Origin of the sequence: Pseudomonas sp. Z8(2022) (genome assembly GCF_025837155.1) — a bacterium.
Taxonomy (GTDB): domain Bacteria; phylum Pseudomonadota; class Gammaproteobacteria; order Pseudomonadales; family Pseudomonadaceae; genus Aquipseudomonas.
In genome coordinates this window covers 3,720,707-3,732,207 of record NZ_CP107549.1, presented here as the reverse complement: position 1 = coordinate 3,732,207, position 11,501 = coordinate 3,720,707, and the positions used below count along the sequence as shown (strand labels likewise).

The window sequence follows — 11,501 nt, the reverse complement described above, 5'->3', positions numbered from 1 at the left end:
GCCAGGCATTTTTGCCACCTGATGCCAGCCGCAAGCCGGCTTTTTTGCCGAACTGCACCGAATCCCTGGTTATCAGCTCTCGCCGCGCTCGCGGGCAATGGCCCGGTAGCCGATGTCGTTGCGGTGGAACATGCCGTTCCAGCGAATCTTCTCGGCCAGGCGGTAGGCCTGCTGCTGGGCATCGGCGACGCTGGCACCGATGGCGGTGGCGCACAGCACGCGGCCGCCGGCGGTGACGATCTCGCCGTCCTTCAGTGCGGTGCCGGCGTGGAACACCTTGCCGTCGAGCTTGGCGGCGTCATCCAGGCCTTCGATCACGTCACCCTTGGCGTAGTCGCCCGGGTAGCCGCCGGCGGCCAGCACCACGCCCACGGTCGGACGCGGGTCCCAGGTCGCCTCGACCTTGTCCAGCGCCTTGGCCAGCGCGGCCTCGATCAGCAGCACCAGAGAGCTTTCCAGGCGGCACATGATCGGCTGGGTTTCCGGGTCGCCGAAGCGGCAGTTGAACTCGATGACCTTGGGCGCGCCGGATTTGTCGATCATCAGGCCGGCATAGAGGAAGCCGGTGTAGACGTTGCCTTCGCTGGCCATGCCGCGCACGGTCGGGTAGATGACTTCATCCATCACGCGCTTGTGCACTTCGGCGGTGACCACCGGTGCCGGAGAGTACGCGCCCATGCCGCCGGTATTCGGGCCGCTGTCGCCGTCGCCGACGCGCTTGTGATCCTGGCTGGTGGCCATCGGCAGCACGTTCTCGCCGTCGACCATGACAATGAAGGACGCTTCCTCGCCGTCGAGGAACTCCTCGATCACCACGCGCGAACCGGCATCACCGAAGGCATTGCCGGCGAGCATGTCGCGCACGGCGTCTTCGGCTTCCTGCAGGGTCATGGCGACGATCACGCCCTTGCCCGCGGCCAGGCCGTCGGCCTTGATCACGATCGGAGCACCTTTCTCGCGCAGGTAGGCCAGCGCCGGCTCGATCTCGGTGAAGTTCTGGTAGTCGGCGGTGGGGATCTTGTGACGGGCCAGGAAGTCCTTGGTGAAGGCCTTGGAACCTTCCAGCTGGGCGGCGGCGGCGGTGGGGCCGAAGATGTCCAGCTTGCGTGCGCGAAACAGGTCGACCACGCCTTTGACCAGTGGCGCTTCCGGGCCGACGATGGTCAGCTGCACGTTCTTCTCGGCGAAGTCGGCCAGCGCTTCGATGTCCAGTACGTCGATGGCCACGTTCTCGCACTTGGCTTCGACGGCGGTGCCGGCGTTGCCCGGGGCGACGAAGACCTTCTCGACGCGCTTGTCCTGCGCCACTTTCCAGGCCAGGGCGTGTTCACGACCGCCGCTGCCGATGATCAGTACGTTCATGGGGTTTCTCCTGACCGTAGCCCGGATGCAATCCGGGGCTTTTGAGTGGGGTGTCCCCGGATTTCATCCGGGCTACGACGCAAATCTTTCGGGCCGCTACAAAAACTTGGCGACTCGGTGTCAGGTCGCGATGAAGCCGGTAGATGCCAGGCGCCCCAGGCTCCGACAAGCGCAGTTGCCTAATGGCAATGAGCATTGGCGGAACTTGGGGCAACAACGCAGATGCCGGTTTTTCAGTGCGGCCGATTTTAATGCCTAAAGTGGCGCATGCCGGTGAACACCATGGCAATCCCGGCTTCATCGGCTGCCGCGATCACTTCCTGGTCGCGCATCGAACCGCCCGGCTGGATCACCGCGGTGATACCGGCCTTGGCGGCGTTGTCGATACCGTCGCGGAACGGGAAGAAGGCATCGGAGGCCATCACCGCGCCCTGCACCTGCAGACCAGCGTGCTCGGCCTTGATGGCGGCGATGCGCGCGGAGTTGACGCGGCTCATCTGGCCGGCGCCGACACCGACGGTCTGACGGTTCTTGGCGTAGACAATGGCGTTGGATTTGACGAACTTGGCCACTTTCCAGGCGAAGATCAGGTCATGGATTTCCTGCTCGCTCGGTGCGCGCTGGGTGACGATCTTCAGGTCGTCGGCGGTGATCATGCCGATATCGCGGCTCTGTACCAGCAGGCCACCGTTGACGCGCTTGAAGTCCCAGCCGGCTGCGCGCTCGGCTGGCCATTCGCCGCACTCGAGCAGGCGCACATTGGCCTTGGCGGCTACCACTTCGCGGGCGGCGGCGCTGATTTTCGGGGCGATGATCACTTCGACGAACTGACGGTCGACGATGGCCTTGGCGGTTTCACCATCCAGCTCGCGGTTGAAGGCGATGATGCCGCCGAAGGCGGATTCGGTATCGGTGGCGTAGGCGAGATCGTAGGCCTTGCGGATGCCGCCTTCGTCTTCCGGAACCACGGCCACGCCGCACGGGTTGGCGTGCTTGACGATGACGCAGGCCGGCTTGACGAAGCTCTTCACGCACTCCAGCGCGGCATCGGTGTCGGCCACGTTGTTGAACGACAGCTCCTTGCCCTGCAGTTGCACGGCGGTGGAAACGCTGGCTTCACCCTTCTTCGCTTCGACATAGAAGGCTGCGCTCTGGTGCGGGTTTTCGCCGTAGCGCATTTCCTGCGCCTTGATGAACTGGCTGTTGAAGGTGCGCGGGAAGGCGCCGCGATCTTCGGTGCTCAGGGTGTCGCGCGCCTGGTCGATGGTGCCCAGGTAGTTGGCGATCATGCCGTCGTAGGCGGCAGTGTGCTCGAACGCCTTGAGCGCCAGGTCGAAGCGCTGGGCGTAGGTCAGACCGCCGGCTTTCAGGCTCTCGACGATACTGGCGTAGTCGCCGGTGTTGACCACGATAGCGACGTCCTTATGGTTCTTCGCCGCGCTGCGGACCATGGTCGGGCCGCCGATGTCGATGTTCTCGATGGCGTCGGCCAGGTCGCAGTCAGGCTTGGCCACGGTGGCTTCGAAGGGGTACAGGTTGACCGCTACCAGGTCGATCGGCTTGATGCCGTGCTCGTCCATGATCGCGCCGTCCAGTGCGCGACGGCCGAGGATGCCGCCGTGGATCTTCGGGTGCAGAGTCTTGACGCGGCCGTCCATCATTTCCGGGAAACCGGTGTAGTCGGCGACTTCGACCGCGGCCACGCCGTTGTCCTTGAGCAGCTTGTAGGTGCCCCCGGTGGAGAGGATCTCGACACCGAGTGCAGCCAGTTCGCGAGCGAAGTCGAGGATGCCGGTCTTGTCGGAAACGCTGATCAGGGCGCGGCGGACGGGGAGGCGGGTGGTCTGGTCGGTCATGGTAGGGTCCATTGGAACAGGTATATCAGTGAAAAAGGGCGGCACCGGGCCGCCCTTTCCGGGGGATTCGCTTACAGCAGGTCGTACTGCTTGAGCTTCTTGCGCAGCGTGCCGCGGTTGAGGCCGAGCAGCTCGGACGCCTTGGTCTGGTTACCTTTCACGTGGTTCATGACGGTTTCCAGCAACGGTGCTTCGACTTCGGTGAGCACCAGGTTGTACACGTCGGTGACGTCCGCGCCCTCGAGATGGGCGAAATAGTTGTGCAGCGCCTTCTCTACGGCGCCGCGTAGGGTCTGGCCCTCTTCGCTCGGCGTGTTCAGGTGCTGTTTAAGGCTGGTGTTGTCACTCACGGGTGCAATTCCACTCACTAGGGTCTCTGTCATCAACGTCATGCGGCCACCTCTGTTCCTTCTTCGTGCCGTTCGCGAAAGAACGCGCGAACGTGGGCGCACTGTGCGTCCGTACTGTCCAGACGGTTGAACTGGGCGCGAAACTCCCTGGCGCCCGGCAGGGTTGCCAGATACCAGCCGACATGCTTGCGGGCGATACGTACACCCATCAGTTCGCCATAGAAGGCGTGCAATGCGGCAAGATGTTCCAGCAGGATGCGTTCCACTTCGAGCAGGCTTGGTGTCGGCAGGGTTTCTCCGGTACGCAGGTAGTGCTCGATTTCACGGAAGATCCATGGCCGGCCCTGAGCGGCACGGCCGATCAGCAAGGCGTCGGCGCCGGTGGCGTCGAGCACGGCCTTGGCTTTTTGTGGGGAGTCGATGTCGCCGTTGGCGAACACCGGAATCGATACCGCTTGCTTGATGGCGGCAATGGTCTCGTACTCGGCTTCGCCGGTGTACAGGTCGGCACGGGTGCGCCCGTGTACGGACAGTGCAGCGATGCCGGCATCTTCGGCGATTTTCGCTACGGTTATGCCGTTCCTGTTCTGCCGGTCCCAGCCGGTGCGGATCTTCAGGGTGACCGGTACGTCCACGGCACCGACCACCGCATCGAGGATCTCGCGTACCAGTGGCTCGTCACGCAGCAGGGCGGAGCCGGCGGCCTTGTTGCAGACCTTCTTTGCCGGGCAGCCCATGTTGATGTCGATGATCTGCGCGCCGAGTTCGACGTTCTTGCGCGCTGCGTCGGCCATCATCTGCGGATCGCCACCGGCGATCTGTACCGAGCGCGGCTCGGGATCCCCGGCGTGAAGCAGGCGCAGGCTGGATTTACGGCTGTTCCACAGGCGCACATCGCTGGTGACCATCTCCGACACCACCAGCCCGGCGCCGAGGCGACGGCACAGCTGGCGGAACGGGCGATCGGTGACGCCGGCCATGGGGGCCAGGATCAACCGATTGGGCAATGTGTAGGGGCCAATACGTGGGGCCGACATGGGCGTCCCTGCTTGTTGGTTCGCAGTTGAGACTGTAAGCGATCAACACCTGCCCTCCACTGTGTCCTCGAGGGAAACGATGGTGGGGCGGTGCTCGCAAAAGGGTGGGCATGATACCCGCTCTGGATGACCGGATAAAGGTCGTTTTGAACAAATTCTGAACAGCTATGGGCTTATTGCCAGCAGTTAGATGAGTGGCCTGCGGCCACCGGTCGCGCCGTCTTCAGGCTATTCGGGCGAGTGGAAGCTGAGGCTGTAATTGACCGCGCGGGTACCTGGATCGAGGATATCCAGGGAGATGTGAATCGGCGTTTGCGGCGGCATTTCGCTCTGCCCGGCCAGTTCGCCGGCAAGGTACTCGCTGGGTTTGAAGCGACGGCTGGCGACCAGTTGGCCGCCGAGGTCGGTGAAGCGCATCTCCAGCAGCGGGAAGGGTTGGGCGAAGGGGGCGCGGTTATAGAGGATGGCATCGACGATCAGCGCGCCGGAGAACTCCGGATGGCTGCGCACCACCAGGTTGCTGCTGCGAATCTGGCCGATGTCGACTTTCGACGGCAGGCTGCAGCCAATGCTCGGGCACAGTTGCTCGAACCAGGGGCGATAGCGATCCTGGCGCGCCAGCTCGTCGAAGTTGTAGGTTACGTACTGGGCCAGCAGGCCGCCGGCCGCCAGCAGATTGAGCAAGCTCCAGCCGAACACGCGCCCCCAGGCAATGCCCTGTGGCTGGCGCCAGTCGAGCTGCAGGGGCTCGTCGTCCAGTTCGAACAGACGCTCCTCGCGCAGGCCCGGCTCGTTGCGTGCCACTCTGGGTTCTTCACGGTCGTCGTGCAGGCCGTCGTTCAGGGGGGCGGGTTCCCCCGGCTCGTTATCGAGGTCGCCCAGGCGCGGCTCATCGGTCTCGTCGAGCTCGTCGGTGATCGAAGGCTTGCGGGCAACGGCCGGCGCGTTGAACGTGCTGGCTGCTTTCGGCTCCGGTGCAGCCAGCGGGTCCGGCTGCTTCTCGGTCGGCTGCAGTTCGAAACTGCTGCGCTCGCGTTTCAATGGCTCGTCGCGCAGCAGGGCTTCGGCCCAGGCCTCGTCATGCGCCGCTTCTTGTTCGTCGGCGCCGGCGTCGAAGTTCCCGGTGTAAGGCGGCGTTTGTTCCAGGGCGAGGAACTGTTGCGACAGCTGCTGTTCCTGCTCTTCCAGCCTGGCCAGCTCTTCGTCCAGATCGAGGCTGTCGAGGTCGAGGTCGTCGTGGATCCACAGGGTGTCGTCGAGCGGCTTCTTGGCCGGCGCCTTGATATCGCTGCCGGATTGAAGCTTGTCGGGCGCAGTGCTTGCCGTGTTGGCCGGCGTCGGTGCTGGTGCCGGCGCGCGGGGGCCGAACAACTGTTCGGCGGCGTTGAACACATGCAGGCAGGCACCACAGCGCACTACGCCATGGGCAGCACCCAGCTGCGCCTGGCTGACGCGGAAGCTGGTGCGGCAATGGGGGCACTGGGTGACGTGGCTTTCGCTCATGCGCGGGTCCGGAAAATCCAAGCAGCTAGTCTAACGCAACGACTGAGCGCGCATCAGCGCTTGACGCCGCTGATGCGTACCCAGCCGTCCTTGGTCGCCGTCGGGTCGAGGTCGAAGGCGCCGGCATAGGCGGCACGGACTTCGTCGGCCTGCTCGGCGAGGATGCCCGACAGTGCCAGGCGTCCACCGGCTTTGACCAGTGCAGTGATCTGAGGTGCCAGGGAAACCAGCGGGCCGGCGAGGATGTTGGCGACCACCACGTCTGCCGGCTGTTGCGGCAGGTCGGCGGGCAGGTAAACCGGGAAGCGCGCCGGGTCGATGCCATTGCGCGAGGCATTGTCGCGCGAAGCTTCCAGGGCTTGCGGGTCGATATCGGTGCCCACCGCCTGCGGTGCGCCGAGCAGCAGGGCTGCGATGGCGAGGATGCCCGAGCCGCAACCGAAGTCGAGCACGCTGCAGTTATCCAGCGTCTGGCCGTCGAGCCATTCCAGGCACAGTGCGGTGGTCGGATGGGTGCCGGTGCCGAAGGCCAGGCCCGGATCGAGCAGCAGGTTCACCGCGTCCGGCTCCGGTGCGGCGTGCCAGCTCGGCACGATCCACAGGCGCTGGCCGAAGCGCATTGGCTGGAAGTTGTCCATCCAGCTGCGCTCCCAGTCCTGATCCTCGATGCGCTCGACGTGATGCTCCGGCAGAGTGCCGCCACACAGCAGTTGCAGGTGAGCGATCAGCGCGGTTTCGTCGGTGTCGGCTTCGAACAGGGCGAGCAGATGGGTATGCGTCCACAGTGGAGTGGTGCCCAGGTCCGGCTCGAAGATCGGCTGATCTTCGGCATCCATGAAGGTCACCGATACGGCGCCTACTTCCAGCAGGGCGTCCTCGTAGGTTTCCGCCTGTTCGGGAGTGATGGCGAGACGGACTTGTAACCAGGGCATGGAATACCTCATGAAGGGCGCGCATTGGCCGCGCAGCTTACTTGAAGGGGCGGGCGGCTTGCCAGTTCGGCCGCCGAAACGACAGGGGCCGCCCGAAGGCAGCCCCTGTCATGCAGCGAGTCCGGACTCAGTGCTTGTCCATACCCAGTTTCTTTTCCAGGTAGTGGATGTTCACGCCACCTTTGACGAAACCCTTGTCACGGGTCAGGTCGCGGTGCAGCGGCACGTTGGTCTTGATGCCGTCGACCACGATTTCGTCCAGGGCATTGCGCATGCGCGCCATGGCTTCGTCACGGTCCTTGCCGAAGGTGATCAGCTTGCCGATCAGCGAGTCGTAGTGCGGCGGCACGCTGTAGCCACTGTACAGGTGCGAGTCGACGCGAACGCCATTGCCGCCCGGAGCATGGAAGTGCTTGACCTTGCCGGGGCTGGGCATGAAGTTGTCCGGGTCTTCGGCGTTGATCCGGCACTCGACCGAGTGACCGAGGATCTTCACGTCTTCCTGCTTGATCGACAGCTTGTTGCCGGCCGCGATGCTGAGCATCTCCTTGACGATGTCGATGCCGGTGACCATTTCGGTAACCGGGTGCTCCACCTGAACGCGGGTGTTCATTTCGATGAAGTAGAAACGACCGTCTTCATAGAGGAACTCGAAGGTGCCGGCGCCACGGTAGCCGATCTCGATGCAGGCATCGACGCAGCGCTTGAGCACTTCGGCGCGGGCCTTTTCGTCGATCTGCGGGGCAGGAGCTTCCTCGATCACCTTCTGGTGGCGACGCTGCAGTGAGCAGTCGCGGTCATACAGGTGAATGGCGTTGCCCTGGCCGTCGGACAGCACCTGGACTTCCACGTGGCGCGGATTGCCGAGGAATTTTTCCAGGTAGACCATCGGGTTGCCGAACGCGGCACCGGCTTCGGTACGGGTCAGCTTGGCCGACTTGATCAGGTCTTCTTCCTTGTGCACCACGCGCATGCCGCGGCCACCACCGCCGCCAGCGGCCTTGATGATCACCGGGTAGCCCACTTCACGGGCGATGCGCAGGGCTTCTTCCTCGTCTTCCGGCAGCGGGCCGTCGGAACCGGGAACCACCGGTACGCCGGATTTGATCATGGCTTCCTTGGCCGACACCTTGTCGCCCATCAGGCGGATGGTGTCAGCTTTCGGGCCGATGAAGGCGAAACCGGACTTCTCCACCTGTTCGGCGAAGTCGGCGTTCTCGGCGAGGAAGCCGTAACCCGGGTGGATACCCGTGGCGCCGGTCAGCTCAGCTGCACTGATGATCGCCGGGATGTTCAGGTAGGACTGCGCACCAGCTGCCGGACCAATGCAGACGGACTCGTCGGCCAGGCCCAGGTGCATCAGTTCGCGGTCGGCGGTGGAGTGCACGGCCACCGTCTTGATGCCCAGCTCCTTGCAGGCGCGCAGGATACGCAGGGCAATTTCGCCACGGTTGGCGATAAGGACTTTTTCCAGCTTCTGCATTGCAGGCTCCCCGTGCATCAAACGATGGTGAACAGGGGTTGGTCGTACTCAACCGGCTGGCCGTTTTCCACCAGAATGGATTCGATCACACCGCTGGCTTCGGCTTCGATGTGGTTCATCATCTTCATCGCTTCGACGATGCAAAGGATGTCGCCTTTCTTCACGGTCTGACCGACTTCGACGAAGTTGGGCGAGGTCGGCGAAGCAGCGCGGTAAAAGGTGCCGACCATCGGCGAACGAGCCACGGTACCGTTCAGTTTCGGTGCTGCGGCCGGGGCGGCTTCAGCGCTCGGGGCTGCTGCGGCGGCAGCTGGTGCAGCTACCGGAGCCGGTGCCGGGGCGTAGACCGGCTGGGCGGCGTAGGCCGGCTGCTTGCTGTGACGGCTGATGCGGACGGACTCTTCGCCCTCTTTGATCTCCAGCTCGTCGATACCGGACTCTTCCAGCAGCTCGATCAGTTTCTTGACTTTACGGATATCCATGAATGGTCAACTCCCAGAGGTGAGGTAGGACTTGTCTTCCAGGCAACGCGTCAGGCGCGCCCGGCCAGTTGTTCGAGTGCCGCTTCCAGGGCCAGCCGATAACCGCTGGCGCCAAGCCCGCAGATCACCCCTACTGCAACGTCGGAAAAGTAGGAGTGATGGCGGAAGGGTTCACGTTTGTGCACGTTGGACAGGTGCACTTCGATGAATGGGATGCTCACCGCCAGCAATGCGTCACGTAATGCGACGCTTGTATGGGTAAAAGCGGCAGGATTGATCAGGATGAAGTCGACACCTTCACCCTTTGCGGCGTGAATGCGATCGATCAGCTCGTACTCGGCGTTGCTCTGCAGATACAGCAGATGGTGACCTGCGTCGCGGGCGCGCTGCTCCAGATCCTGATTGATCTCGGCGAGGGTGGTCGCACCGTATTTGTCGGGCTCGCGGGTGCCCAGCAGGTTCAGATTGGGGCCGTGCAGCACCAGTAGGGTGGCCATGGTCGTGTTCCTTGTTGTTCGAGCTGCGGCGGACTATGCCGTACCCGGCCTGATGTCGGCAATAGCCGACACGATGCCCGGCGTTTGCGGCAGAAATATGACTATAGCGCTGGTTTTGGTCGTTGCCAGACAATTGCCCGAACCGCACTGGGTGCTCAGCGCCCGGCCTGTTCCAGGCGGGCGGCGAAGGTGGTGGCATCGACCTCACCTACGACACGCAGATCGAGCAACTCGTCACCATCGGCGGCGAACAGCTGGATGGCGGGTGGGCCGAACAGCTGGTAGCGATCCAGCAGGGCGCGCTGGGCGGCGTTGCTTTCGGTGATATCGAAGCGGATCAGGCGCCAGCCGGCCAGTTTGCTGCCGACTTCGGCATTGCCGAACACCTCGCGCTCGATGACCTTGCAACTGATGCACCAGTCGGCATACCAGTCCAGCAACAATGGCTGGCCTGCGGCTTTGGCCTCGGCCAGGGCCGCGTCCAGTTCGGCCGGATTGCTCAGGGTCTGCCAGGCGCCACTTTTGGCACTGCTCTGGCTGGCACCGGCCTGCAACTGGCCAAGCGGCTTGAGCGGGTCGCTGGCGCCCTGCAGGGCACCGACCCAGGCTGCCAGGGCATAGACCAGCAGCGCCAGGCCAGCAATCTGGCCGAGCTTCTGCCGATGCGTTTTCGGGCCGAATTCCAGAGCGCCGAGAAATACCGCCACGCCGCCAGCGAGCAGACCCCAGAGTGCCAGGCTGAGGCTGCCCGGCAGGACGCGCTCGAGTAGCCAGACCGAAACGGCCAGCAGCAGCACGCCGAAGGCGTTGCGTACGGTGACCATCCAGGTACCGGTTTTCGGCAGCAGCGCGCCGCCACCGACTGCGAACAGCACCAGCGGCGTGCCCATGCCAAGGCCGAGCGCGAGCAGCTTCAGGCCACCGCCCAGGGCATCGCCGCTGGCGCTGATATAAAGCAGCGCGCCGGCCAGGGGTGCCGAAACGCAGGGGCTGACCAGCAGGCTGGAGAGAATGCCGAGCAGGGCGGCATTGAGGTGCGAGCCACCATGGGTCTTGCCGGCCAGGCGATCCAGCGGTTCGCTGATGGCGCGTGGCATGCGCAGTTCGAACAGGCCGAACATGGCCAGGGCGAATACCGCGAAGAAGGCGGCGAAGGGCACCAGTACCCATGGAGATTGCAGACGCGCCTGCAGGTTGAGACCTGCTCCGAACAGCCCCATCAGCGTGCCGAGAATGGCGAAGCAGCAGGCCATCGACACAACGTAGGCCAAGGACAGGGTCAGGCTGCGCAGGCCGCCGAGCTGGCCGCGCAGTACCACCCCGGAGAGGATCGGCAGCATCGGCAGTACGCAGGGAGTGAACGTCAGTGCCAGGCCGCCAAGAAAGAACAGCGCCAGCTCCTTCCAGTTCCAGTTGGCCGTGACAGACGCCGTATCGCCGCTGGCTGTCGGCATGTCGCCGATCTCGATGGCCTCGGTCTCCGGCGGATAGCACAGGCCCTTGTCGGCACAGCCCTGGTAGCCGACCTGCAGACGCAGCGGGCGGTTGTCCGGGTTGTCCAGCGGCAGGCGGATATCCAGCACGCCGTAGTAAACCTCGACATCACCGAAGAATTCGTCGTGCTTGGCCTGGCCGGCGGGCAGCTCCGCCTCGCCGAGCACCAGGTCGGCTGGTTCGACACTGAAGTTGAAGCGGTGGCGGTAGAGGTAATACCCCTCGGTGGCGACGAAGCGCAGCGTCACCGACTGCGTATCGCTGCTTACCAGGCTCAGTTTGAAGGCTTCGCGTACGGGCAGGAAATCGCTGCTGTTGTTCAGCGGTGCGCCAAGCGGCGAGGCTGGCGGGCGCTGATCGAACAGGCCGGCGCCAGCGGGCAGGCTCAGGCAGAGTAGAAGCAAAGGAAGCAATAGTCGGCGCAGTGACATCGAGCGAATATCTCGGCGAAAGGTAGCGGCATGATACCGGAAAGCGCCTCGCCGCATGGTCGACACCATACTGG

General features: G+C 64.0%; 10 protein-coding genes. All 10 read right to left on the bottom strand.

Annotated elements, in window-relative coordinates:
* Positions 1–72: 72 nt before the first annotated feature.
* On the bottom strand, positions 73–1,362 hold the full coding sequence (purD, locus tag OEG79_RS17790) for a phosphoribosylamine--glycine ligase (protein ID WP_264146268.1): 1,290 nt from the start codon (positions 1,360–1,362) through the stop codon (positions 73–75).
* A gap of 248 nt (positions 1,363–1,610) precedes the next feature.
* Positions 1,611–3,218, bottom strand: coding sequence for a bifunctional phosphoribosylaminoimidazolecarboxamide formyltransferase/IMP cyclohydrolase (gene purH / locus OEG79_RS17785; RefSeq protein ID WP_264146267.1), 1,608 nt, complete (start codon positions 3,216–3,218; stop codon positions 1,611–1,613).
* A 71-nt stretch (positions 3,219–3,289) separates the two neighbouring features.
* Positions 3,290–3,610 carry a DNA-binding transcriptional regulator Fis gene (fis, locus tag OEG79_RS17780; protein WP_003242613.1) on the bottom strand — a complete coding sequence of 107 codons (321 nt, stop codon included), beginning with the start codon at positions 3,608–3,610 and terminating at the stop codon, positions 3,290–3,292.
* The gene (gene dusB, locus OEG79_RS17775; RefSeq protein ID WP_264146266.1) at positions 3,607–4,605 is read right to left on the bottom strand and encodes a tRNA dihydrouridine synthase DusB; all 999 of its coding nucleotides are present in this window, start codon (positions 4,603–4,605) and stop codon (positions 3,607–3,609) included. Before dusB ends, fis begins: the two co-directional genes overlap by 4 nt.
* Positions 4,606–4,833: 228 nt before the next feature.
* A complete protein-coding gene (locus tag OEG79_RS17770; RefSeq protein WP_264146265.1) occupies positions 4,834–6,108 on the bottom strand; it encodes a DUF3426 domain-containing protein in 1,275 nt (424 codons plus the stop codon).
* Positions 6,109–6,161: 53 nt separating this feature from the next.
* Complete coding sequence (gene prmA, locus OEG79_RS17765; RefSeq protein ID WP_264146264.1) at positions 6,162–7,040, bottom strand: 50S ribosomal protein L11 methyltransferase; 879 nt, start codon at positions 7,038–7,040, stop codon at positions 6,162–6,164.
* A 127-nt stretch (positions 7,041–7,167) separates the two neighbouring features.
* Complete coding sequence (accC, locus tag OEG79_RS17760; protein ID WP_264146263.1) at positions 7,168–8,523, bottom strand: acetyl-CoA carboxylase biotin carboxylase subunit; 1,356 nt, start codon at positions 8,521–8,523, stop codon at positions 7,168–7,170.
* A gap of 17 nt (positions 8,524–8,540) precedes the next feature.
* Entirely contained in the window at positions 8,541–9,005 is a 465-nt protein-coding gene (accB, locus tag OEG79_RS17755) for an acetyl-CoA carboxylase biotin carboxyl carrier protein (RefSeq protein ID WP_264146262.1), read from the bottom strand.
* Between the two features lie 50 nt (positions 9,006–9,055).
* Complete coding sequence (gene aroQ / locus OEG79_RS17750; protein WP_264146261.1) at positions 9,056–9,502, bottom strand: type II 3-dehydroquinate dehydratase; 447 nt, start codon at positions 9,500–9,502, stop codon at positions 9,056–9,058.
* Positions 9,503–9,657: 155 nt separating this feature from the next.
* Positions 9,658–11,427 (bottom strand): protein-disulfide reductase DsbD, encoded by a 1,770-nt coding sequence (gene dsbD, locus OEG79_RS17745; RefSeq protein ID WP_264146260.1) that lies wholly within the window; start codon positions 11,425–11,427, stop codon positions 9,658–9,660.
* Between the last annotated feature and the right edge of the window lie 74 nt (positions 11,428–11,501).

Coding starts and splice junctions, on each gene's coding strand:
- prmA (WP_264146264.1), bottom strand. CDS start 7,040: ATGCCCTGGTTACAAGTCCGTCTCGCCATCACTCCCGAACAGGCGGAA.
- accC (WP_264146263.1), bottom strand. CDS start 8,523: ATGCAGAAGCTGGAAAAAGTCCTTATCGCCAACCGTGGCGAAATTGCC.
- accB (WP_264146262.1), bottom strand. CDS start 9,005: ATGGATATCCGTAAAGTCAAGAAACTGATCGAGCTGCTGGAAGAGTCC.
- aroQ (WP_264146261.1), bottom strand. CDS start 9,502: ATGGCCACCCTACTGGTGCTGCACGGCCCCAATCTGAACCTGCTGGGC.
- OEG79_RS17770 (WP_264146265.1), bottom strand. CDS start 6,108: ATGAGCGAAAGCCACGTCACCCAGTGCCCCCATTGCCGCACCAGCTTC.
- purD (WP_264146268.1), bottom strand. CDS start 1,362: ATGAACGTACTGATCATCGGCAGCGGCGGTCGTGAACACGCCCTGGCC.
- dusB (WP_264146266.1), bottom strand. CDS start 4,605: ATGTCGGCCCCACGTATTGGCCCCTACACATTGCCCAATCGGTTGATC.
- purH (WP_264146267.1), bottom strand. CDS start 3,218: ATGACCGACCAGACCACCCGCCTCCCCGTCCGCCGCGCCCTGATCAGC.
- fis (WP_003242613.1), bottom strand. CDS start 3,610: ATGACGTTGATGACAGAGACCCTAGTGAGTGGAATTGCACCCGTGAGT.
- dsbD (WP_264146260.1), bottom strand. CDS start 11,427: ATGTCACTGCGCCGACTATTGCTTCCTTTGCTTCTACTCTGCCTGAGC.